General features: G+C 65.5%; 17 protein-coding genes. 7 read left to right on the top strand and 10 right to left on the bottom strand.

Annotated elements, in window-relative coordinates:
• The first annotated feature begins 28 nt into the window (after window positions 1–28).
• The 3 genes from gntK to FB598_RS09425 are packed head-to-tail and all read left to right on the top strand — an operon-like array spanning window position 29 to window position 3,497.
• Window positions 29–1,582 (top strand): gluconokinase, encoded by a 1,554-nt coding sequence (gene gntK, locus FB598_RS09415; RefSeq protein ID WP_141913419.1) that lies wholly within the window; start codon window positions 29–31, stop codon window positions 1,580–1,582.
• A gap of 49 nt (window positions 1,583–1,631) precedes the next feature.
• A complete protein-coding gene (locus FB598_RS09420) occupies window positions 1,632–2,426 on the top strand; it encodes an SDR family NAD(P)-dependent oxidoreductase (RefSeq protein ID WP_141913418.1) in 795 nt (264 codons plus the stop codon).
• Window positions 2,427–2,459: 33 nt separating this feature from the next.
• Window positions 2,460–3,497, top strand: a complete 1,038-nt coding sequence (locus tag FB598_RS09425) for an L-idonate 5-dehydrogenase (protein ID WP_141913417.1) — start codon at window positions 2,460–2,462, stop codon at window positions 3,495–3,497.
• 241 nt (window positions 3,498–3,738) lie between these two features.
• Here FB598_RS09425 and tal read toward each other — a convergent pair whose 3' ends face one another.
• From tal to pgi, 4 genes are all read right to left on the bottom strand, one after another.
• Window positions 3,739–4,674: a transaldolase gene (gene tal, locus FB598_RS09430; RefSeq protein WP_141913416.1), complete on the bottom strand. Its 936-nt coding sequence runs from the start codon at window positions 4,672–4,674 to the stop codon at window positions 3,739–3,741.
• A 127-nt stretch (window positions 4,675–4,801) separates the two neighbouring features.
• Window positions 4,802–5,656: an SIS domain-containing protein gene (locus FB598_RS09435; RefSeq protein ID WP_050468741.1), complete on the bottom strand. Its 855-nt coding sequence runs from the start codon at window positions 5,654–5,656 to the stop codon at window positions 4,802–4,804.
• 48 nt (window positions 5,657–5,704) lie between these two features.
• Window positions 5,705–7,171, bottom strand: a complete 1,467-nt coding sequence (gene zwf, locus FB598_RS09440) for a glucose-6-phosphate dehydrogenase (RefSeq protein ID WP_141913415.1) — start codon at window positions 7,169–7,171, stop codon at window positions 5,705–5,707.
• Between the two features lie 83 nt (window positions 7,172–7,254).
• Window positions 7,255–8,910 carry a glucose-6-phosphate isomerase gene (gene pgi, locus FB598_RS09445; RefSeq protein WP_141913414.1) on the bottom strand — a complete coding sequence of 552 codons (1,656 nt, stop codon included), beginning with the start codon at window positions 8,908–8,910 and terminating at the stop codon, window positions 7,255–7,257.
• Window positions 8,911–9,229: 319 nt separating this feature from the next.
• Here pgi and edd point away from each other — a divergent pair, with 319 nt between their 5' ends.
• Together edd and FB598_RS09455 are read left to right on the top strand one after the other, a co-directional pair.
• Entirely contained in the window at window positions 9,230–11,101 is a 1,872-nt protein-coding gene (gene edd / locus FB598_RS09450; RefSeq protein ID WP_141913413.1) for a phosphogluconate dehydratase, read from the top strand.
• Entirely contained in the window at window positions 11,098–11,727 is a 630-nt protein-coding gene (locus FB598_RS09455) for a bifunctional 4-hydroxy-2-oxoglutarate aldolase/2-dehydro-3-deoxy-phosphogluconate aldolase (RefSeq protein WP_141913412.1), read from the top strand. The genes edd and FB598_RS09455 overlap by 4 nt, the downstream gene beginning before the upstream one ends.
• 223 nt (window positions 11,728–11,950) lie before the next feature.
• On the opposite strand, the gene lgt is transcribed toward FB598_RS09455, so the two are convergent.
• A complete protein-coding gene (gene lgt / locus FB598_RS09460; protein ID WP_141913411.1) occupies window positions 11,951–12,772 on the bottom strand; it encodes a prolipoprotein diacylglyceryl transferase in 822 nt (273 codons plus the stop codon).
• A gap of 65 nt (window positions 12,773–12,837) precedes the next feature.
• A complete protein-coding gene (locus FB598_RS09465) occupies window positions 12,838–13,740 on the bottom strand; it encodes a LysR family transcriptional regulator (RefSeq protein ID WP_141913410.1) in 903 nt (300 codons plus the stop codon).
• Between the two features lie 218 nt (window positions 13,741–13,958).
• On the opposite strand from FB598_RS09465, the gene ilvD reads away from it, so the two are divergent.
• Together ilvD and FB598_RS09475 are read left to right on the top strand one after the other, a co-directional pair.
• Complete coding sequence (ilvD, locus tag FB598_RS09470) at window positions 13,959–15,629, top strand: dihydroxy-acid dehydratase (RefSeq protein WP_141913409.1); 1,671 nt, start codon at window positions 13,959–13,961, stop codon at window positions 15,627–15,629.
• A 151-nt stretch (window positions 15,630–15,780) separates the two neighbouring features.
• Window positions 15,781–16,095 carry a c-type cytochrome gene (locus FB598_RS09475; protein ID WP_141913408.1) on the top strand — a complete coding sequence of 105 codons (315 nt, stop codon included), beginning with the start codon at window positions 15,781–15,783 and terminating at the stop codon, window positions 16,093–16,095.
• A 111-nt stretch (window positions 16,096–16,206) separates the two neighbouring features.
• On the opposite strand, the gene cls is transcribed toward FB598_RS09475, so the two are convergent.
• The 4 genes from cls to FB598_RS09495 all read right to left on the bottom strand — a co-directional run bounded on the left by cls (window position 16,207) and on the right by FB598_RS09495 (window position 22,513).
• Complete coding sequence (cls, locus tag FB598_RS09480; protein WP_255463872.1) at window positions 16,207–17,583, bottom strand: cardiolipin synthase; 1,377 nt, start codon at window positions 17,581–17,583, stop codon at window positions 16,207–16,209.
• A gap of 300 nt (window positions 17,584–17,883) precedes the next feature.
• Window positions 17,884–20,505 (bottom strand): sulfite reductase flavoprotein subunit alpha, encoded by a 2,622-nt coding sequence (locus tag FB598_RS09485; RefSeq protein WP_141913406.1) that lies wholly within the window; start codon window positions 20,503–20,505, stop codon window positions 17,884–17,886.
• Window positions 20,506–20,732: 227 nt separating this feature from the next.
• Window positions 20,733–21,569, bottom strand: a complete 837-nt coding sequence (locus tag FB598_RS09490) for an alpha/beta hydrolase (RefSeq protein ID WP_141913405.1) — start codon at window positions 21,567–21,569, stop codon at window positions 20,733–20,735.
• 35 nt (window positions 21,570–21,604) lie between these two features.
• Window positions 21,605–22,513, bottom strand: coding sequence for a LysR family transcriptional regulator (locus FB598_RS09495; protein WP_141913404.1), 909 nt, complete (start codon window positions 22,511–22,513; stop codon window positions 21,605–21,607).
• Window positions 22,514–22,567: the final 54 nt, after the last annotated feature.

Consider the following 22,567-nt stretch of genomic DNA (forward strand, 5'->3'; position numbering starts at 1 on the left):
CGGGCTTTTGCCTTAAAGGAAACAAACCATGTCCAACGCTCCCCGCTACATGCTTGGCGTCGATCTCGGCACCACCAGCACCAAGACCGTCGTCTTCACCCTCGACGGCAAGGTGGTTGCGCAGCACGCGGAGGAGTACCCGGTGCTATGCACCGAGCCGGGCATGGCCGAGCAGGACCCGCAGCAAATCTATGAAGCCGCGCTGGATTCGATCGCCGGCGCGGTGAAGGCCGCCCGGGCGGCGCCGCAGGACATCGCGCTGTTGTCCTTCAGTGCCGCCATGCACAGCGTGATCGCGCTGGATGCCGACAACGGCCTGCTGTCCAACAGCATCACCTGGGGCGATATCCGCGCCTCGGTCTGGGCCGAGCGCATCAGGAAGGAATTCGACGGCAACGCCATCTACCGCCGCACCGGCACGCCCATCCACCCGATGTCGCCGCTGTGCAAGCTGATGTGGATGCGTCACGAAAAACCCGAGGTGTTCGGCAAGGCCGCGCGCTTCGTCGGCATCAAGGAATACCTGATGTTCCGCCTGTTCGGCGAGTGGGTGGTGGACCACTCGATCGCCTCGGCCACCGGCATGTTCAACCTGCGCGAGCTGGCATGGGACAGGGAAGCGCTGGCGCTGCTGCAGGTCGACGCCGCCCAGTTGCCCAAGCCGGTGCCGACCACCTACCGCCTGCCGGCGCTCCAGCCGGAGATGGCGCAGCGCCTGGGTTTGTCGACTGCCACGCCGTTCATCATCGGCGCCAATGACGGCGTGCTGTCCAACCTCGGCGTGAACGCCATCGAGACCGGCCACGTGGCGGTCACCATCGGCACCTCCGGTGCCATGCGCACCGTGATCGACCGGCCGCTGACCGACCCGCACGGCCGCCTGTTCTGCTACGCGCTGACCGAGAAGCACTGGGTGGTCGGCGGCCCGGTCAACAACGGCGGCAACATCTTCCGCTGGGTGCGCGACGAACTGGCCACGGCCGAAGCGGCTGCCGCGCGCGACGAGGGCGTCGATCCCTACGAGGCATTGACGCGCATCGCCGAGAAGGTCATGCCCGGCGCCGAAGGCCTGCTGTTCCACCCGTTCCTGGCCGGCGAGCGCGCGCCGCTGTGGAACGCCGACCTGCGCGGTTCCTTCTTCGGCCTCGGCCTGCACCATGGCAAGCACCACATGATCCGCGCCGCGCTGGAAGGCGTGATCTTCAACCTCTACAGCATCCTGCCGGCGCTGGAAGACCTGGTCGGCCCCACCAAGCGCATGATGGCCACCGGCGGCTTCGCCCGTTCGGCATTGTGGCGCCAGATGATGGCCGATATCTTCAACCGGGAAGTGATGGTGCCCGAGAGCGTGGAATCGTCCTGCCTGGGCGCAGCCGTGCTGGGCGCGTATGCGCTGGGCCTGGTCGATTCGCTGGAAGCGATCTCGGGCATGGTCGGATCGAACCACCACCACGCGCCGCAAGCCGCGGCGGTCAAGGTCTACAGCCGCCTGCAGCCGATCTTCGCGGCCATTCCCGCCAAGCTGGAAGCCGAGTACCACGCCATCGCCGCCTTCCAGCGCGAGATGGTCAAACCTGAATAAAACCAATAAAGCAGCACCCGCAAGACCACCACCGACAACAGGAGATGACATGACAGTGAAGACAAGCGCTTTGCCCGCAGGCCTGAAGGAATTTTCGCTGGAGGGCAAGCTGGCCCTGATCACCGGATCTTCCGGCGGCATCGGCCTGGCGCTGGCGCGCGGCATGGCGCAGGCGGGCGCGGCCATCGTGCTCAACGGGCGCGATGCCGGCAAGCTGGCTAAGGTGGCGCAGCAATTGCGCGACGAAGGCCACACCATCCATGAATCCAGCTTCGACGCCACCTCGAACGAGGCGGTCAAGGCCGCGGTGCAACAGATCGAAAGCGAGATGGGCGCCATCGATATCCTGGTCAACAACGCCGGCATCCAGCGCCGCAACCCGCTGGAGGATTTCAAGGAATCCGACTGGCACGACATCATCAACACCAACTTGAACAGCGTGTTCTACGCCGCGCAGGCGGTGGCGCGCCACATGATCGGCCGCGGCCGCGGCAAGATCATTAACATCTGCTCGGTGCAGAGCGAACTGGGCCGTCCCGGCATCGCGCCGTACGCCGCCACCAAGGGCGCGGTGAAGATGTTCACCAAGGGCATGGCGATCGACTGGGGTAAGTACGGCCTTCAAGTCAACGGCCTCGGCCCCGGCTACTTCAAGACCGAGATGAACATGGCGCTGGTCAACGACCAGAAGTTCACCGACTGGCTGGTGGGCCGCACGCCCTCGCGCCGCTGGGGCGATGTCGAAGACCTGGTCGGCGCCGCGGTGTTCCTCGGCAGCGATGCCTCGCGCTTCGTCAACGGCCACATCCTCTATGTGGATGGCGGCGTGACCGCGACACTGTAAATCAATCCTTCAAGCACACATCGGGAGAGCACCATGCAACAAGGCATCGTCATCCATGCGCCGCACGACCTGCGCATCCAGGAACTGGAAACCGGCGCCCTGCAGCCGCAGCAACTGAAGGTCAAGGTCAAGGCCGGCGGCATCTGCGGCTCCGACCTGCATTACTACCACCACGGCGGCTTCGGCGTGGTGCGCATCAAGGAGCCGATGGTGTTGGGTCATGAAGTGTCGGGCCAGATCGCCGAGGTCGGCTCGGACATTTCCGATATCCAGCCCGGCGCCCGCATCGCGATTTCCCCCAGCCGCCCTTGCGGCGCCTGCAAGTACTGCCAGGAAGGCAAGCAGAACCATTGCCTGGACATGCGCTTCTACGGCAGCGCCATGCGCATGCCGCACGTGCAGGGCGCGTTCCGCCAGGAGATCGTGATCGAGCGCGCGCAAGCGCATGTGGTGGCAGACCACGTCAGCGACGGCGAAGCAGCCATGGCCGAGCCGCTGTCGGTGGCCTTGCATGCGGTGCGCCGCGCCGGCCCGCTGGTCGGCAAGCGCGTGCTGGTGACCGGCTGCGGTCCGATCGGCGCACTGGTGGTGATCGCCGCCCGCCGCGCCGGCGCGCTGGAAGTGGTCGCCACCGATGTGGCGAAGATGCCGCTGGAAACCGCCGTCAAGGTGGGCGCCGACCGCGCCGTCAACATGGCCGAAACGCCTGACGCCCTGAAGGAATACGCCGCCGACAAGGGCCACTTCGACGTGCTGTTCGAAGTCAGCGGCAACGAGCGCGCGCTGGTCGGCGCGCTGGAAGCGCTGCGTCCGCAAGCCATCATCGTGCAGGTGGGCCTGGGCGGCGACATCAACTTCCCGGCCAACCTGCTGGTGGGCAAGGAACTGGACTGGCGCGGCGCCTTCCGCTTCCATGAAGAGTTCGCCATGGCGGTGGAACTGATGAACAAGAAGCTGGTGGATGTGAAGCCGCTGATCACGGCCACCTATCCGTTCGAGAAATCGGTGGAAGCCTTCGAGATCGCCGGCGACCGCGCGAAGATGATGAAGGTGCAGATCAGCTTTGCCTGATGCTTTTAGGTATCGCCAATAAAAAATCCCGGCTGCGTGCCGGGATTTTTTTCGTCTTCAGGTCTAGAAAGCGGAGCAGGGTATTGGCGACCGTCTGAACGTCGCTGGATCCTGACTTTCGTCAGGATGACGGCGACGAGTGGAAGAGTACCGGCCTTACCCCAATCGCCGTCATCCCGGCGCAGGCCGCGATCCAGCGGCGTTCGTTGCGCGAGACCGGCGGTCGGGAAATCCTTGTCTTTTACTTCAACGCCTCGACGATCTTGTCCAGCTTGACCGCATCGGCGGCGAACAGGCGGATGCCTTCGGCCAGCTTTTCGGTGGCCATCGCATCGGCGTTGAGCGCCAGGCGGAAGGCCTTCTCGTCCAGCGTCACTCGCTCGATGTCGGCGGCCTGGGCGGCTTCCACGCTCAGCTTGCGCTCCACCGGCGCATCCGCTTCGGACAGCTTTTGCAGCAGTTCCGGGCTGATGGTCAGCAGGTCGCAGCCGGCCAGTTCGACGATCTGCGAGGTGTTGCGGAAGCTCGCGCCCATCACTTCGGTGGCGTAGCCGAACTTGCGGTAATAGTTGTAGACGGCCTTGACCGACTGCACGCCCGGATCGTCGGCGCCGGTGTATTCCTGGCCGGTGGATTTCTTGTACCAATCGTAGATGCGGCCGACGAACGGCGAGATCAGTTGCACCCGGGCTTCGGCGCAGGCGATGGCCTGCGGCAGCGAGAACAGCAGGGTCAGGTTGCAGCGGATGCCTTCCTTTTCCAGGATCTCGGCGGCGCGGATGCCTTCCCAGGTGGAGGCGATCTTGATCAGCACGCGCTCGCGCTTGATGCCGGCTTGCTCGTACAGGCGGATCAGTTCGCGGCCCTTGGCCACCGTGCCTTCGGTGTCGAACGACAGGCGCGCATCGGTCTCGGTGGATACGCGGCCCGGGATCAGCTTGAGGATTTCCAGGCCGAAAGCCACCAGCAGGCGGTCGATGATCTGCTCGGTGCCCTGGCCGGCGTTGGCCTTGACCACGGACGCCAGCAGCGGCTTGTACTCGTCCTTTTGCACCGCCTTGAGGATCAGCGAGGGGTTGGTGGTGGCGTCCTGCGGCGCGAAGGCTTTCATCGCCTGGAAGTCGCCGGTGTCGGCCACGATGGTGGTGTACTGCTTCAACTGGTCAAGCTGGCTCATGGGAAGTCCTGGTTGCGAAGTTGGAAGGGAAGTCGATAACCTCATTGTACGCAATCGCGGCGGGTTGTCTGTCGGCGGATGCCTGATCCTTGATCCGGATCCGGATCAAGATTCACAGCGGCGCGGATCAGCGGAAGAACGAATCGAACTGCATGTCGAACTTCTGCAGCGACTTTTGCGCGTTCTGCATCTGCTTGCGGAATTCCGGGCCGCGTCGCAGCGCCAGGCCGACGGCCAGGATGTCGATCACCACCAGGTGCGCCAGGCGCGCCGAGATCGGCGTGTAGGGGTCGATGTTGAAGGACAGGTCGATCGGCACCAGTACCGTGGCCAGCTCGGCCAGCGGGGTGCCGGACGGGCCCAGCACGATGATGTCGGCGCCGCCCTTGCGCGCCAGCTGGATCGAGCGCAGCAGCGCCGCGTTGCCGCCGCGCTGCGAGATGGCCACCACGCAGTCGCCGGCCTTGAGCAGCGAGGCGGCGATGCTGTGGATGTGCGGGTCGGAGTAGGCGACCGTGGGCACGCCCGAGCGGAAGAACTTGTGCTGGGCATCGTTGGCCACGATGCCGGAGGTGCCCTGGCCGTAGAACTCGATCTTGTTGGCGCGCGCCAGCACGTCCAGCGCCAGCTGGATGGCGTCCGGGTTGAGGTGGTTGCGCAGGTCGAGCAGGGTATTGATGGAGCGGCTGCAGATCTTGTTGACCAGGTCGGCCGCGAGGTCGTCCTGGGCCAGCGTCTCGTCCGCGCCCGGCAGCGCCAGCGCCAGGCTTTGCGCCAGCTTCAGCTTGAAGTCGTGCCAGCCTTCGTAGCCGATGGCGCGGCAGAAGCGGATCACGGTCGGCTCCGACACTTCCGCGTTCTTGGCCAGCGCGGTCAGGTTTTCCGCCAGCGCCAGCTGCGGATTGGCGAGCACGGTCGCGGCCACCTTCTTCTCCGACTTCGAGAGGGAGTTGATGTGGGTGCGGATGGAGTCGAGCAGCATGGACATGGCGCGGCCTTTTTTACGTGCTTTCTGCGTGCTGGTTGCGAGTCAGACTTCGGGCAGCGCTTCTTCGCGCCACTGCAGTCCGTCGCGGCCGATCAGCGCGCTGGCGGCGGCAGGCCCCCAGGTGCCGGCGTTGTAGGGGATGGGGTCGGACTCCTGCTGCTCCCAGTGGTCGAGGATGGGTTCCACCCATTCCCAGGCGGCTTCCAGTTCGTCGCTGCGCATGAACAGCGTCAGGTGGCCGCGCAGCACATCCAGCAGCAGGCGCTCGTAGGCGTCCATGCGCGGGGTCTTGAACTTCTCGCGGAAGTCCAGCTCCAGCTCGACCGGGCGCAGGCGCATGCCGTCGCCGGGCTGCTTGGCCATCAGGTTCATATGCAGGCCTTCATCGGGCTGCAGGCGAATGACGAGGCAGTTCGGGGTGTCGTTCTGGTGCGCGAAGATCGAGTGCGGCACGCTCTTGAAGCGCACCACGATCTCGGCCAGCGAGTCGGCCATGCGCTTGCCGGTGCGCAGGTAGAAGGGCACGCCGGCCCAGCGCCAGGTGTCGATCTCGGCCTTGACGGCGACGAAGGTCTCGGTGCGCGATTCGGGGTTGGCGTCGTCTTCCTTGCGGTAGCCCGGCACCGGCACGCCGTTGACGTGGCCCGAGCGGTACTGGCCGCGCACCACGTTCATGGCCAGCGTGGTCGGGGTGAAGCGCTTGAGCGAGCGCAGCACCTTCAGTTTCTCGTCGCGCACGGCATCGGCCGAGTTGGACACGGGCGGTTCCATGGCGACGATGCACAGCAGTTGCAGCAAGTGGTTCTGCAGCATGTCGCGCAGCGCGCCCGAGGTGTCGTAATAGTCGAAGCGGCCGCCCACGCCGAGCTCTTCGGCGATGGTGATCTGCACGTCGGAAATCCATTCGCGGCGCCACAGCGGCTCGAACAGCACGTTGCCGAAACGCAGCGCCAGCAGGTTCTGCACCGCTTCCTTGCCGAGGTAGTGGTCGATACGGAAGATCTGCGATTCCTCGAAGTACTGGCCGACTTGCTTGTTGATGTCGCGCGCGCTGGCGAGGTCGCGGCCCAGCGGCTTTTCCAGCACCACGCGCGAGCTCGGCGTGACCAGCCCGGCCTTGGACAGGTTCTCGCAGATCGAGGCGAACAGGCTGGGCGGCGTGGCCAGGTAAAACACGCGCGGCAGGCCGGCGGTGTCGCGCAGCGCTTCCTTCAGGTGCTCGAAGCTGGCGCCTTCCCTGGCGTTGACCGAGGCATAGCGCAACCGCGCGGCGAAGCGATCCCAGACGGCGGCGTCCAGGTTGCCGGCGGGAATGTGCGGCTTGGAGTCCTTCTCCACGATCTTCAGGAACTCTTCGCGGGTCTTGTCGTCGCGGCCGATGCAGACGATGCGCGCTTCGGGCGGCAGGTCGCGGGCGCGGTCGCGCGCGTACAGGGCCGGCAGCAGCTTGCGCATCGAGAGGTCGCCGGTGCCACCGAATAAAACCAGGTCGAAATCGGAAATAGCCATGATGTAGGTTGGATCGTCTGCGTTGGTTGTCGAGGCCGGCGTGGTTCAGTTGCGCCGGCGATCCGTCATTGCTGCGGGGCCGCTCAAGCTTGTTGGGCCTGCTTCGCCAGGGCGATCAGGGCATTGGTCGAGGCGTCGTGCAGGGCCGGGTTGGGCGCGGCCTGGAGTTCGCCGTGGATGGTCTTGGCCAGCACCTTGCCCAGTTCCACGCCCCACTGGTCGAAGCTGTTGATGCCCCAGATCGCGCCTTGCACGAAGGTCTTGTGCTCATACAGCGCGATCAGCGAGCCCAGCGTGGCCGGCGTCAGCTCGGGCAGCAGGATGGTGTTGCTCGGGCGGTTGCCGTCGAAGGTTTTGTGCGGCAACAGCGCGTTCAGTTCCGCCTCGCCCAGGCCCTGCTTGCGCAGGTCGGCGCGCACCTCATCGGCATCCTTGCCGCGCATGAAGGCTTCGGACTGGGCGAAGCAGTTGGCCAGCAGCACCTGGTGGTGGCCGTCGATATCGTGCGAGGGCTTGAGCACGGCGATGAAGTCGATCGGCGTGATGTCGGTGCCCTGGTGCAGCAGCTGGAAAAAGGCGTGCTGGCCGTTGGTGCCGACATCGCCCCAGATGAACGGACAGGTGGCCACGCCCACGGCGCTGCCGTCGCGGGTGATGCGCTTGCCGTTGCTTTCCATCTCCAGTTGCTGCAGGTAGGCCTGGAAATAGCGCAGGCCATGGTGGTAAGGCGCGATCGACAGCGATTCGCTGTTGAAGAAGTTGCGGTTCCAGATGCCGATGAGCGCCTGGATCACCGGCATGTTGGCTTCCAGCGGCGCTTCGCGGAAATGGCGGTCCATCGCGTGGGCGCCGCCCAGGAACTCGGAGAAGCGCTCGAAACCGACCATCAGCGCGATCGACAGGCCGATCGCCGACCATACCGAATAGCGCCCGCCGACCCAGTCCCAGAAAGGGAACATGTTGTCGGGGTCGATGCCGAAGGCCGACACTTCCCTGGCATTGGTCGATACCGCCACGAAATGGCGCGCCAGGTCGCCCTCGTTGCCGTGGCGCAGGAACCATCTGCGCGCGGACTGCGCGTTCAGCATGGTTTCCTGCGTGGTGAATGTCTTGGAGGCAACGATGAACAGCGTGGTCTCGGGATCGACCCTGGACAACACCTCATCAAGGTCGTGGCCGTCCACGTTGGAGACGAAGTGCGCCTTCAGGCGCGCATGGCTGAACTGGCGCAGCGCGGTGCAGACCATCTGCGGTCCGAGGTAGGAGCCGCCGATGCCGATGTTGACGATATCGGTGATCTCGCGCCCGGTGTGGCCGCGCCACTGCCCGTTGCGCACGCGTTCGGAGAAATCGCGGATATGGCCGAGTACGGCGTGAACATCCGCGCCGACCTGCTGTCCATCCACTTGCGCCGGGGCTTCGCCGGCCGGCGCGCGCAATGCGGTGTGCAAGACCGCCCGATGTTCTGTAAAGTTGATTTTCGCGCCGTTGAACATGGCGTCGCGCAGGGCTTCCACCTGGCGTTCGCGCGCCAGCTCCAGCAGCAGCGACAGGGTTTCGGACTCGATGCGGTTCTTGGAGTAGTCCAGCAGCAGGCCGGCGGCGCGCACCGACATGCGTTCGAAGCGGTCGGGCTGCTGCGCGAACAGTTCGCGCATGTGCCAGTGGACGGCTTGTCCGGCGTGGTGTTGCTGCAGGGCTTTGAATGCTGCCGTGTCGGTCAGGGCGGTGGTGTGCATGTGGTCAATGTTGTTGGATGCCGTGGCGCGGCGGGCACTTTCCAGCCCCGGCACGGCTTGAGTTCTTGGGCGCGACCTGCAGACTATACATCAAATGCGCCTTCGATGGTAATTTCACTACAGTTTGTGACGGATGGATGACATTGCCGGTGAAGATCTGGAAAAGCCTGCATCGCCTGCTGGATGGGCGTCTTGAAGAATGATGAGGTTGCTTGCGCAAGCCGGTGCTGCGTTGCGGTATCGAAAAGCCGGGCATTCGATTCGGTTTGTTAAAAATTGTGTAGTAAAATTACATTGTTAACGCTAACAGGAAACGACAATGCCTCTCAACGCTACCTTAGCCAGCGTCACCCGACGCATCGCCGAACGTAGTCGTCCCTACCGGACCGCTTACCTCGAACGACTGGAAGCGGCCCGCCGCAAGGGCGTGCAGCGCGGCGCGCTGGCATGTACCAACCTGGCCCACGGCTTCGCCGCCTTCCCGGCCAACGACAAACTGAAGTTGAAGGAAGACAAGGCGCCCTCGCTGGCCATCGTCTCCGCCTACAACGACATGCTCTCGGCGCACCAGCCGTTCGAGCGTTTCCCCCAGATCCTCAAGCAGGCCGCGCGCGAAGTCGGCGCCGTGGCGCAGTTCGCCGGCGGCACCCCGGCCATGTGCGACGGCGTCACCCAGGGCCAGACCGGCATGGAAATGTCGCTGTTCTCGCGCGACGCCATCGCCATGGCAACCGCCATCGCGCTCTCGCACAACATGTTCGACGCCGCGCTGTACCTGGGCGTATGCGACAAGATCGTGCCGGGCCTGTTGATCGGCGCGCTGCACTTCGGCCACCTGCCGGCGGTGTTCGTGCCGGCCGGGCCGATGACCAGCGGCATGAGCAACAGCGACAAGGTCAAGATCCGCCAGCTCTACACCGCCGGCAAGATCGGTCGCGCCGAGCTGCTGGAAGCCGAGTCGCAGTCCTACCACGGCGCCGGCACCTGCACCTTCTACGGCACCGCCAACAGTAACCAGATGCTGATGGAAGCGATGGGCCTGCACCTGCCGGGCGCCGCCTTCATTACTCCCAACACGCCGCTGCGCGACGCCCTGACCGCCGAAGCCGCGCGCCAGGCCGCGCGCATCACCGACCAGGGCGCGCAGTACACGCCGGTGGGCCGCATGATCGACGAGAAGGCCATCGTCAACGCCATCGTCGCGCTGCACGCCACCGGCGGCTCCACCAACCACACGTTGCACCTGGTGGCCATCGCCAAGGCGGCCGGCATCGTGATCGACTGGGACGATTTCTCCAGGCTCTCCGCCGTGGTGCCGCTGATCACCAAGATCTACCCCAACGGCACCGCCGACGTGAACCATTTCCATGCCGCCGGCGGCACCGGCTTCGTGCTGCGCGAGCTGATCGACGCCGGCCTGATGCACGACGACGTCACCACCATCCTCGGCCAGGGCCTGCGCCAGCACTGCAAGGAACCGATGCTGGCCGGCGAGGCGCCGCAAGGCCAGGTTGGCAAGGTAGTGTGGCAGGACGTGCCGGCAACCAGCGCCGACGAAGGCGTGCTGGGCACGGTGGCCAAGCCGTTCTCGGCCGACGGCGGCCTCAAGCTGCTGCAGGGCAACCTCGGCCGCGCGGTCATCAAGACTTCGGCAGTCAAGCACGAGCACCGCGCGGTGCAGGCGCCGGCCATCGTGTTCCACTCGCAGGAAGCCTTCATGGCGGCCTTCAAGGCCGGCGAGCTGGATAAGGACTTCGTCGCCGTGATCACCTTCCAGGGCCCGCGCGCCAACGGCATGCCGGAACTGCACGCGCTGACCCCGGCGCTGGGCATCCTGCAGGACAAGGGGCGCCATGTGGCCTTGGTGACCGATGGCCGCATGTCGGGCGCATCGGGTAAAGTACCGGCCGCGATCCACGTCACGCCCGAAGTGCTGGGCGGCGGTCCGCTGGGACGCGTGCGCAGCGGCGACATGATCCGCCTGGATGCCGAGGCCGGCGTGCTGGAAGCGCTGGTGCCGCAGGATGAATGGGAGCGGCGCGGACAAGACGCCAGCGACCTGTTCGACAACCAGCACGGCATGGGGCGCGAGCTGTTTGCCATGTTCCGTAACACCGTCGGTACGGCGGAAGAGGGCGGCGCCACTTTCGGCCTGCCTCCGATCAAAGAGAAAGAGAAGACAACGGTATGAAGACCACACTGGAAATCATGCGCGCCTCGCCGGTCATTCCGGTGATCGCGATCGACAAGTTCGAACACGCCATTCCGCTGGCCAGGGCGCTGGTCGCCGGCGGCATCCGTGTGCTGGAAATCACGCTGCGCACCGAGCACGGCCTGCCGGCCATCCGCGCCATCGCCGAGTCGGTGCCTGAGGCCATCGTCGGCGTCGGCACGCTGACCGCGCCCGAAGAGTTCGCCGCCTCGCGCGACGCCGGCGCGGTATTCGGCGTCTCGCCCGGCCTGACCCCGGCGCTGATCGAAGCCGCCAAGCGCAGCGGCCTGCCGCTGCTGCCCGGCGTGATGACGCCGTCCGAAGTGATGGCCGCGCGCGAGGCGGGCTTTCGCCAGTTGAAGCTGTTCCCGGCGGTGCCGGCCGGCGGCATCGGCATGTTGAACGGTATTGCCGGCCCGCTGGGCGACGTCGCGTTTTGCCCGACCGGCGGCATCACGCAAGAGACTGCGCCGCAGTTCCTGGCCTGCAAGAACGTGGTCTGCGTAGGCGGTTCGTGGCTGACCCCGAAGGCGGCCATCGAAGCCGGCGACTGGGACAAGATCACCGAACTGGCGAAGGCGGCCAGCGCGCTGAAGAAGGCCTGAGGTTCGCCTCGGCGCGTCCCTGCGACAAGCTCGGGCAGGCTTCGATGCGCCGCTGCGCGGCTGCCCGGCCCGAACGGTTATTCGATTTCGCGATTTGATTTCCGTTCGCACTGAGTAGCGGCAACGCCGCGTATCGAAGGCGCGCCGACGATCCAATGAAAACGGGCGGTACCGATGAAGGTACCGCCCGTTTTCATTGGCGTCTTGCAAATGTTATCCGGCGTTATCCGGCCTGCGCGGGCGCTTGCGCCTGCTGCTTGTTGCGGTAGGCTACCACCAGCAGCAGGATGCCCAGCACGATCATCGGCACCGACAGCATCTGTCCGGCCGAGATGGTGAAGCCGGCGACATGCACCTCGTAGTCCGGCACCCGGAAGTACTCGGTGAAGAAACGCGCGCAGCCGTACAGCAGCGAGAACATGCCGGCCACCGCCATGCGCGGGCGCGGCTGGCGCGCGAAGAACCACAGGATGATGAACAGCAGGATGCCGTCCACCAGCATCTGGTAGATCGGCGACGGATGGCGCGGGATGTTGTCGACGTTGGGCCAGATCATCGCCCACGGCAACGAAGGGTCGGCCGGGCGGCCCGGCAGTTCGGCGTTGATGAAGTTGCCCAGGCGGCCGGCGGCGTAGCCCAGTGGCACCATCGGCGCGATGAAGTCCATGATGTCCATCAGGTGGCGGCCGCGCTTGCGGCCCCACAGCCACATCGCCAGCAGCACGCCGAGGAAGCCGCCGTGGAAGGACATGCCGCCTTTCCATACCGCGATCATGTCGGCCGGGTGCGCGAAGTAATACGTCGGGTTGTAGAACAGGATCTCGCCCAGGCGGCCGCCGATGACCACCCCCAGCACGCCGTAGAACAGCATGTCGTCGAGATCCTCCTTTTTCCAGCCGACCGCGGCGATATGCGGTTGCCTGATGCGCAGGCGGCCGATGACGATGAATTGCGCAAAGGCCAGCAGGTACATCAGGCCATACCAGTGGACGGCAAGCGGGCCGATCTGGAGGGCGATCGGGTTGGGCATGGGGTGGATCAGCATGAATTCGGTCTTTCAGTGATGGGCGGGACGGAGATGCATTTGGAGCATGCCCTAACAAAACAAGTTCAGGCGGCCGGTTCCAGCAATTCAAGGAAGGCGCGCAGCACCGTCGATTGGCTGTCGCGCCGCCAGGCCAGGCCGGTCTGGATGTCCGGCGTCGGGTCCGACAGCCGGCGGTAGTCGACGCCCGGCCGCTTCAGGTTGGATACGGATTGTGGCACAAGCGCCATTCCCATGCCAGCCGACACCAGGCCGACGATGGTCTGCATCTGGATCGCCTCCTGGCCGATGTGCGGCGTCACCCCGGCATCGCGAAAGCACGAGAGGATGGTGTCGTGGAAGGCCGGCGAGATGCGCCGCGGGAAAATGATCAGCGGCAGCTCGCGCAGGCTTTTCAGCGCCACCGCGTCGCGCCCGCGCACGGCGCCGGCCGGCAGCGCGGCCACCAGCGGTTCCGACAGCACCGGGCGGTAGTCGAGCACGGCGGCGGCCTTGTCGGGCAGCGGCGGCAACAGCAGGCCGGCGTCGATCTTGCCTTGCATCAGGTCTTCCAGCTGGATGTCGGTGGTGGCTTCGCGCAGGTCGATCTGTACCTGCGGGTAGCGCGCGCGGAAACGCTGCAGCAGCGGCGGCAGGATGCTGTAGTCGGCGGTCGAGATGAACGACAGCGACAGCAGGCCCGAGGCGCCGCTGGCGGCGCGCCGCGCCAGGTCGGGCAGGGCCGCGGCCTGCTGCAGGATGCGCTGGGCTTCCGGCAGCAAGGCTTCCCCGGCCGGGGTCAGCGCCACGCTGCGCTTGGTGCGCAGGAACAGCGGCGTGCCCAGCATTTCCTCCAGCGCGGCGATGGCCTGCGACAGCGGCGGCTGCGTCATGTGCAGCCGGACGGCGGCGCGGCCGAAGTGCTTTTCTTCGGCCACGGCGGCGAAGTAGCGCAGTTGGCGCAGTTCCAGGCGGGTGTCGGAGGACATGGGGCGGAGGCTTCCTGATATCTCTGGGATATTAATTGTCGATGAATAATATATTTGACAGGCAGATATGGACAAGCGCAATCTGCAATCTGACCCACCAGCCAGAACTCATCCCCGGCCATCCATCACATCCCAGAATGTAGCCGGGGGCCCGCCAGATACCGTGATCGCTGGCAGAACAACCCAGAGAGTTCGCCTCGTTCAACCAGGAGACCCCCATGTCATACAATCGCCGTTCCAAAAACATCACCCAGGGCATCTCGCGCAGCCCGAACCGTTCGATGTATTACGCGCTGGGCTACGAGAAGGACGATTTCGACAAGCCGATGATCGGCGTGGCCAACGGCCACTCCACCATCACGCCGTGCAACTCCGGCCTGCAGAAGCTGGCCGATGTCGCCATCGCGGCCATCAAGCAGGCCGGCGCCAATCCGCAGGTATTCGGCACGCCGACCATTTCGGACGGCATGTCGATGGGGACCGAAGGCATGAAGTATTCGCTGATCTCGCGCGAAGTCATCGCCGACTGCATCGAGACCGCCGTCAACGGCCAGTGGATGGATGGCGTGGTGGTCATCGGCGGCTGCGACAAGAACATGCCGGGCGGCATGATCGCCCTGGCGCGCACCAATGTGCCGGGCATCTATGTCTACGGCGGCACCATCAAGCCGGGCAAATGGAAGGGCCGCGACCTGACCATCGTCTCGGCCTTCGAGGCGGTAGGCGAGTTTTCCGCCGGCCGCATGTCGCAGGAAGACTTCGACGGCATCGAGCGCAACGCCTGCCCGTCTTCCGGTTCCTGCGGCGGCATGTATACCGCCAACACCATGTCGTCCTCGTTCGAGGCGCTGGGCATGGCGCTGTTCTATTCCTCGACCATGGCCAATCCCGACGACGAGAAGACCGGCTCTGCCGCCGAGTCGGCGCGCGTGCTGGTGGAGGCTGTGAAGAAAGATATCAAGCCGCGCGACATCATCACCCGCAAATCGATCGAAAACGCCGTCGCGTTGATCATGGCCACCGGCGGCTCGACCAACGCCGTGCTGCACTACCTGGCCATCGCCCACGCCGCCGAGATCGCATGGAGCATCGACGACTTCGAGCGCATGCGCCAGAAGGTGCCGGTGATCTGCGACCTCAAGCCTTCGGGCAAGTACGTCGCCACCGACCTGCACCAGGCCGGCGGCATTCCGGCCGTGCTGAAGGTGCTGCACCAGGCCGGCTTGCTGCATGGCGACTGCCTCACCATTACCGGCAAGACGCTGGCCGAGGAACTGGAAAGCGTGCCGGCGCTGCGCGCCGACCAGGATGTGATCCATCCGATCGACCGGCCGCTGTACGCACAGGGCCACCTGGCGATCCTCAAGGGCAATCTGGCCACCGAAGGCTGCGTGGCCAAGATCACCGGCTTGAAGAACCCGGTGATCACCGGCCCGGCGCGCGTGTTCGACGACGAATACAGCGCCATGGAGGCGATCCTGGCCGACCGGATCAAGCCCGGCGACGTGCTGGTGATGCGCTATCTCGGCCCCAAGGGCGGCCCCGGCATGCCGGAGATGCTGGCGCCGACCTCGGCGCTGATCGGCAAGGGCCTGGGCGAATCGGTCGGGCTGATCACCGACGGCCGTTTTTCCGGCGGGACCTGGGGCATGGTGGTCGGCCACGTGGCGCCGGAAGCGTTTGTCGGCGGCGCCATTGCGCTGGTGCACGAAGGCGACTCGGTCACCATCGACGCCCACCGGCAACTGATCCAGCTCAACGTGCCCGAGGCGGAAATCGACAAGCGCCGCGCCGCCTGGCAGCAGCCTGCCCCGCGCTATACGCGCGGCGTGCTGGCCAAGTTCGCCGCGCTGGCTTCCACCGCCAGCAAGGGCGCGGTCACCGGCTGACTGCATCGACATGGAACCTGGCCTATGACAGATATACGCGCAGGAAGATAATCGGAACGCCGCCAAGACAGGTAGAATAGGCCCGCCTGCGGATTTCCTCGCGCCTCTTGCGAGCGAAGGTCCGGCCGTTCAAGAATGCTGAGGAGCCCTTATGAAATACCTGCTGTTGATCGCCACCCTGGTCGCCGGGTCGGCCATTTCCGCCGAGGCGCTGGCCAACGCCCAATTGGCCAAGTCCAAGAACTGCATGGCTTGCCATTCGGTCGACAACAAGATCGTCGGCCCTGCCTTCAAGGATGTGGCCAAGAAATATGCCGGCCAGAAGGACGCCGAGACCAAGCTGGCCCAGAAGGTCATCAACGGCGGCGGCGGCGTGTGGGGCGCGGTGCCGATGCCGGCCAACAAGGGCCAGGTCAGCGAAGCCGAAGCGCGCGAGCTGGTGAAATGGATACTGACGCTGAAATAAGCGCCGGGCCGCAAGCAGTGGCGGCATGACATCGCGGGGCCTGCGGGCTCCGCAGGTCGATGAGGTTGAGGAAACGCGATGCGTTTCCTTTTTTTATTTGTGCGCCGGCCTTCACAGCAGCCGCGCCCATATGCTGGCGCCGAACTCCTTCATGCGTTCGCTGATCGGGCGCTGTTCCCATGCTTTTAGCGTGATCTCCTTGGAGGCGCCAAGGTCCCGGTCGAACATGCTTTTCGCCTCTGCGCCGAATTGCGTGCCGAGGATGACGGCATTGATTTCCTGGTTGTAGACGAAGCTGCGCCAGTCCAGGTTGGTCGAGCCGATGGTGGTCCAGACGCCGTCGATGATGGCGGTCTTGGCGTGCAGCAGGGCATCCTGGCGCTCATAGATGCGGATGCCCGCGCCCAGCAACTCGGCATAGAACGAACGCGAAGCGTACAGCACCAGCGAGGAATCGCTCCTGGATGGCAGCAGCAGGCGCACATCGACGCCGCGCCTGGCCGCGTTCTTGAGCGCCTCGCGCAATTGCGGGTCGGGCACGAAATAGGCATTGGTCAGGTAGACCGAGGATTCGGCATGGTTGATGGCCGAGATGAAGGTGGCATAGATCACGCTGTAGGGATCGTCGGGGGAACTACCGATGGCGCGCACGATCTCGCCGCCGGCCGCGGCGACCTTGGGAAAGTAGTTGTGCTCGCCGAGGTCGGGGCCGTGCTGCCTGTTCCAGGTTTGCATGAAGAGCTTCTGGAATTCCAGCGCGGCCGGGCCATCGATGCGCACCTGGGTGTCGCGCCAGGGGATCCTGCCGCCGTCATCATCGGTTTGGGTTTTCTTCTTGCGGCGGCTGAACGAACCGCTGGAATACACGCTGCTGATGTTGATGCCGCCGACGAAGGCGGTCTTGCCGTCCACCACCAGCAGCTTGCGGTGGTCGCGCTGGTTCACCGCCCAGTCCTTGCGCGCCAGCGCGGGATTGAGCGGATTGAATTCGAGCACGTTGATGCCGGCATCGATCATCGGCTGGAAAAAGGCGCGCGGGGTGTTGAGCGCGCCCACGCTGTCGTACAGGAGGTTGACCTGCACGCCTTTCTTTTGCATCTCGATCAGCATCGCGGAGAACTGGCGTCCTACCTCATCGTCTTCCATGATGTAGGTTTCCAGGTTGATGTGCGAACGGGCTGCCCGGATGGCCTGCGTCATGGAGGCGTAAGTGGCCGGGCCGTCGATGAGCAGCGTGACCTTGTTACCGGTCACCAGCGGCGCGCCGGTGACCGCGCCTTCCACCGCCAGGTGGCGATCGAGAACCGTACTGTTGCCGTTTTGCTGCTTGAGCCTGTCCAGCGCGGCCTTGGCCTGTTCTTCGGTGAGCACGCCGCTTCCGCCCTTGATCCGGATGCTCTTGTCCGACCGCATGCCCATGTCGGGGACGATGGTCGGCAGCGAACCGCAACCGGCCAGCAGCGAGGCGGCCAGGGCGAGCGCGAGCATTGCGGCGTGCATGCCGGCTCGGCGCGTGTTTTTTATTCTGGCCAGGATATCCATGGACGGTCTCGTTGTCGGTGTCGCAGCCTTGCGGCGCCGCCGTACACATGGCAGTCAGGAAAGCAGCCGCATGGTTGGGCCGAGTATATGCGGTGGAGTGGCCGGGCTCCAGAGGCGCGCGCCGCTTTTGCGGCGGAATCGGCTTATTCCTACAGAGGAAAGCGGAGCTTGCCTACAGGCCCGGCCGCAAGGGCGAGGGGAGGCCGGTGCGGATGCGCCTGGCCAGGCGCATCCAGGAAGGCAGCATCAGTAAACGTCGCGCCGATAGCGGCCCTGTTCGATCAGGTCTTCCAGCGCCCGTTCGCCCAGCGCCTCGGCGAGCGCGGCATCGACGCCGGCGGCCATGCCTTCCAGGCTGCCGCAGACATACACCACGGCGCCATCGGCGATCCAGCGGCGCAATTCGTCGGCCGCTTCGCGCAGGCGATCCTGCACGTAGACGCGCTGGTTCTGGTCGCTCGAGAAGGCCAGGTCCAGCCGCGCCAGCTTGCCGGCGGCCAGCCATTGTTCCAGTTCATCCTGGTAGAGGAAATCGTGGCGGCGGTTGCGCTCGCCGAACAGCAGCCAGTTGCGCGCGTGCCCGGCATGCACGCGCGCGCGCAGGTGGCCGCGCAGGCCTGCCATGCCGGAGCCGTTGCCGATGAAGATGGCCGGCACATCGCCCCCGGCCGGCCCGAAGTTGGCGTTGGCCACCAGGCGCACGTCCAGCGCGGCGCCTACTTCCGCATATTCGGTCAGCCAGCCCGACGCCAGGCCCAGGCCATCCTCATGTCGTGTCTGGCGCACCAGCAGGTGCAGCGCGCCATCTTGCGGCACGGAGGCCACCGAATAGCTGCGCGCGGCCAGCGGCTGCAAGGTATCGGCCAAGGCCTGCGCATCGCGGGCATGGGCCGCGGCCTGGCCGACCGGAAGTACGCTGCGCGCCAGCAATTCTTGCAGGGGCAGGCGCGTGCCTTTGCTGTCGACGATGGTGCTGCCATCGAGCTGCAGCCGCTGCAGCAGCAGCGCGACGCGGTCGGCCGCATGGCGCGGCAGGATCTCCGCCAGCGCGCCCGGTTGCCATGCGTCGGCGGCAATATCGGTGGCATCGGCGGCATCGGTTTTGCGCAGCTCGAGGTGGAAGATCGGCTCGCCCTGGCTGCCGGGGTTCAGTTGCCGGCGTTGCGCAAGCGACCAGGCTTGCCAGCCGGCTTGCGGCGGCAGCGCGGATGGGGACGAAGAGGCCGTAGCCGCAGCCACGGCGGCCGCGGTGACGATGCCGTGATCGGCCAGCATCCGTTCCCATTTTTGCAGCGTGCCGGCATCCATGCGGTCCACTTCCACCGGCGGGAACAAGGCCTTGGCGCCGCGGTTGCGCAGCCAGTGGTCGAGCGTGTGGCCGAAGCCGCAGAACCTGGTGTAGTTGCTATCGCCCAGCGCCAGCAGCGCGTATTCGACGTGGGCCAGCGATTGGCCCGAGGCCGCGCGCATGCGGCGCTCGAAGGCGCGCGCGCTGTCCGGCGCCTCGCCTTCGCCAAAGGTGCTGGCGATGAACAGGATGCGCGGATGGTGGCGCAGATTTTCCGGCGTCATGCGCGCCAGCGGCTGCACCGTGGCCTGGGCGCCGGACTGGCGCAGCAACGCGGCGGCATGCAGCGCCATGCGTTCGGCCTGGCCGGCTTGCGACGCGTAGGCGACCAGGTATTGCGCGGCTTGCGCCCCTTCCTTGGCGGCGGGTGTCGTGGCGATGCCCGCCTGTTCCAGCGCGGCGCGCTCGGCGCGCAATGCCGCCTTCTTGCGGCGACGGTCGAGGTACAGCATCCAGCCGGTGATGCCGAACAGCGGCAGCATCAGGCTGGCGATGGCCATGACGATGCGGCCGGGCAGGCCGAAGAAGGTGCCCATGTGCAGCGGGTAGATGGCGGCGATGAATTTGCCACCGGCGCTTTTGTCCTCATACAGTTCGAGCTGTTTGACCTCGCCGCTTTGCGGCAGCACCGTCATGCGGCTGCGCGCGCGTTCGTGCGGGGCATGTTCGTCCAGGAACAGGATCTGCACCGCTTGCGTGGTTTTCTCGGGCAGGCGCAACTGGGCGTTCTGGTAATGCGGCGCCTTGGCCAGGAAGGCGTTCCAGGCCAGCGTCAGGTCCAGCGGCGCGGGAGCGTCTTGCTTGTCCTTGGGCGGGGCGCCGCGTTTGGCCTGCGGCGCGCGCTCCTGGCCGGCCAGCGTGTCCACGCCCTGCTTGAACCAGTCCAGCGCCCAATAGGCGCCGGTGATGGAGAAGATCACATACATCGCCAGCGCCCAGGTGCCGATGATGGAGTGCAGGTTCCACAGGAAGGAACGGCCCTGCAATTTGAAGTCCAGCCTGAACCAGGCCTGCAGCGACAAGGGGCGGCGCGGCCAGCGCAGGTAGAGGCCGGACAGCGCCAGCGTGAGCAGCGCCAGCGCCAGCGTGCCCAGCACGATCTTGCCGATCTCGGTGGGCAGCAGCAGCCAGCGGTGGAAGCGTTCCACGATCTCGAAGAATTCCATGCTCGTCACCGGGCCGGAGACCTGGCCGGTATAGGGATCGGCATAGCGCGCCTCGCCGCGGCGCACGCCCGGCGGCGGCACGAACACGACGCGTACGGCGGCGCCGGCTTCGCGCGCGAGCGTGATCGAGGCGACGCGGCGGCCGGGTTCGGCGGCGCCGATCTGTTCCAGCAACTGTTGCGGCGTGAGCGGCTGTTGCTCGCGCACCTGTACGTGCATGACGCCGGGGTTGAGCGCATCCGTGATCTCCTCGCGGAAGGAGAGCGCGGCGCCGGTGAGGCCGATGGTCATGAGGATGGTGCCGGCGGTGATGCCGATGAACCAGTGGATTTGGAACCAGATATTCTTGAACATGCTCGTGCGGCGTTGGGCTGCGGGACGTAGCGCAGTTATTGTTGTTCGACGGTTGTGGGTTTGCTTCCTCCGCGTGAGACTCGCCGGCAAGGCCATTGCAGGCGGGCAAGGCGGAGGAAAACGCCATTATAGATGAGCGAAAATGATAATGATTGGCATTTATCGAAAGAGTTCTGGTCCGGCATGCTTGACAGGCAGGTAAAGCGATGCGGCTGGCGGCAGGCCGCTCAGCCGGCCCTGATCATCGCCAGCATGGCGCGCGTCAGCTCGCTGCCGGCATCCGCGGCCACATCGATGATGCTCAGGTGGTGCGCACCGGGCGCTTCGGCGATGGTCGCCTCATGGGCGGACTGGCGCAGGCAGGCCGCGTAGGTATCCCGCTGGCGCCGGAATTCGTCGGATTCGAGACCGCCCGCGCAGAGCAGCGTTTTCACGCCGGGCGGCGGCAGCAACCGGAGCGGGCTGGCCTGGACGGCGTTGTCGGGCGACAGGTGCAGCAGCTCATTGAGATAGCTCAGTTGGATCGGCTCCAGGTCGTAGATGCCGCTGATGCCGCAGACGCCCCTGACCGGCGTCGGCCCCAGCGCGCCGATGAGCGCGGCCAGGTGGCCCCCGGCCGAATGGCCCATGAGCCAGATGGCATCGGCATCGAAGCCCAGGGCGCCGGCCTTCGCATGCAACTGCTTGAGCGCGGTGGCGCAATCGGCGGCAATCGCATCCATCCGTACCTGCGGCGCCAGCCGGTAATTGATCAGCGCGACATTGATGTCGGCTTGCAGATAGGGCAGGGCGAGGTGGCTGAACAGGTTCTTGTCCAGCGAGCGCCAGTAGCCGCCGTGGATGAACAGCAGCAGCGGCCGGCCATTGTCGCTGGCGGGAAAGAAGTCGAAGGTCTGCAGCGGGTCTTTCCCATAGGGGACATCGGCCAGATGCGGATGGGCTTGGCGCGCAGCCAGCGCTTGCTGCGCGAAACGGTCGAAGTAGTCCTGGAAATCGGTGATATCCAGCCTGACGTTGTATTGCCGGTCCAGCGCGTCGCGGGTGTATTCGCGGTAGATGTTCATGTCGTTTCCCTGTGCTGTGTTTCTTGGCGTTCTTGTCATTCGGCGAAGTGCTCGGAGATGAAACCGCGCAGCCACTGGTTGCCTTCATCCTGATTGTAACGGCGATGCCAGAAGATATTGGTCTGCAGCGAGGGCAGGCGCAGCGGCGGCTTGATGTAATGCAAGCCGAACGGGGCGGCGGCGCTTTCGGCCAGCTTGCGCGGCACGGTGACCACCAGATCGGTGGTGCTGACGATATACGGCACGGCGGTGAAGTGCGGCACGCGGAAGCGCACGCTGGGCAACACCCCGGCCTTCTCCAGGCTCTGGTTGATGCGGTCGTAGGGGCTCTCCTGCGACGACACCATCAGGTGCTCGGCCGCCAGGAATTGCTTCAGCGTAATGTCGCCCTTGCCGTCCAGCGCATGGCCGATGCGGAACATGCTCACATAGTTCTGGCGGAACAGCCGGCGCTGGTAGAGCGCGCCGGAGACATTGTCGAAGGCGCCGATGGCCAGATCCACCCGGCCCGATTCCATTTCGCTTTTGAGGTCGATGGCGCCTGCGCGTACCGTGCTGATGCGCACGCCCGGCGCCAGGCGGCCGCAGGTTTCGACCAGCGCCGGCATGAAATAAACCTCGCCGACATCGGTCATGGCGATGGTGAAGTGGCGCTGGCTGGATTGCGCGGCAAAGCCTTCCTGCAGGTTGAGCGCGCGCGAGACCTGCTGCAGGGCTGCCGCCACCGGCTCGGCCAGGTGTTCGGCGAACGGCGTGGGTTGCATGCCCTGCGCGGTGCGCACGAACAGTTCATCGCCGAAGCTGCGCCGCAGGCGCGCCAGGGCATTGCTGACGGCCGGCTGCGACAGTCCCAGGCGGCGCGCCACGGATGCGATCCGGCGTTCCTGGAACACTTCCTGGAATACCACCAGCAGGTTGAGGTCGATATCGCGGGGTTCGATCATGGGCGGGCGTTCCGAAGACCTTTATTCATAAAATCAATGAATTACATTCCGGCA

Source organism: Herbaspirillum sp. SJZ106 (assembly GCF_006715495.1).
GTDB lineage: Bacteria > Pseudomonadota > Gammaproteobacteria > Burkholderiales > Burkholderiaceae_D > Herbaspirillum.

Coding starts and splice junctions, on each gene's coding strand:
- gntK (WP_141913419.1), top strand. CDS start 29: ATGTCCAACGCTCCCCGCTACATGCTTGGCGTCGATCTCGGCACCACC.
- FB598_RS09420 (WP_141913418.1), top strand. CDS start 1,632: ATGACAGTGAAGACAAGCGCTTTGCCCGCAGGCCTGAAGGAATTTTCG.
- FB598_RS09425 (WP_141913417.1), top strand. CDS start 2,460: ATGCAACAAGGCATCGTCATCCATGCGCCGCACGACCTGCGCATCCAG.
- tal (WP_141913416.1), bottom strand. CDS start 4,674: ATGAGCCAGCTTGACCAGTTGAAGCAGTACACCACCATCGTGGCCGAC.
- FB598_RS09435 (WP_050468741.1), bottom strand. CDS start 5,656: ATGCTGCTCGACTCCATCCGCACCCACATCAACTCCCTCTCGAAGTCG.
- zwf (WP_141913415.1), bottom strand. CDS start 7,171: ATGGCTATTTCCGATTTCGACCTGGTTTTATTCGGTGGCACCGGCGAC.
- pgi (WP_141913414.1), bottom strand. CDS start 8,910: ATGCACACCACCGCCCTGACCGACACGGCAGCATTCAAAGCCCTGCAG.
- edd (WP_141913413.1), top strand. CDS start 9,230: ATGCCTCTCAACGCTACCTTAGCCAGCGTCACCCGACGCATCGCCGAA.
- FB598_RS09455 (WP_141913412.1), top strand. CDS start 11,098: ATGAAGACCACACTGGAAATCATGCGCGCCTCGCCGGTCATTCCGGTG.
- lgt (WP_141913411.1), bottom strand. CDS start 12,772: ATGCTGATCCACCCCATGCCCAACCCGATCGCCCTCCAGATCGGCCCG.
- FB598_RS09465 (WP_141913410.1), bottom strand. CDS start 13,740: ATGTCCTCCGACACCCGCCTGGAACTGCGCCAACTGCGCTACTTCGCC.
- ilvD (WP_141913409.1), top strand. CDS start 13,959: ATGTCATACAATCGCCGTTCCAAAAACATCACCCAGGGCATCTCGCGC.
- FB598_RS09475 (WP_141913408.1), top strand. CDS start 15,781: ATGAAATACCTGCTGTTGATCGCCACCCTGGTCGCCGGGTCGGCCATT.
- cls (WP_255463872.1), bottom strand. CDS start 17,583: ATGCTCGCGCTCGCCCTGGCCGCCTCGCTGCTGGCCGGTTGCGGTTCG.
- FB598_RS09485 (WP_141913406.1), bottom strand. CDS start 20,505: ATGTTCAAGAATATCTGGTTCCAAATCCACTGGTTCATCGGCATCACC.
- FB598_RS09490 (WP_141913405.1), bottom strand. CDS start 21,569: ATGAACATCTACCGCGAATACACCCGCGACGCGCTGGACCGGCAATAC.
- FB598_RS09495 (WP_141913404.1), bottom strand. CDS start 22,513: ATGATCGAACCCCGCGATATCGACCTCAACCTGCTGGTGGTATTCCAG.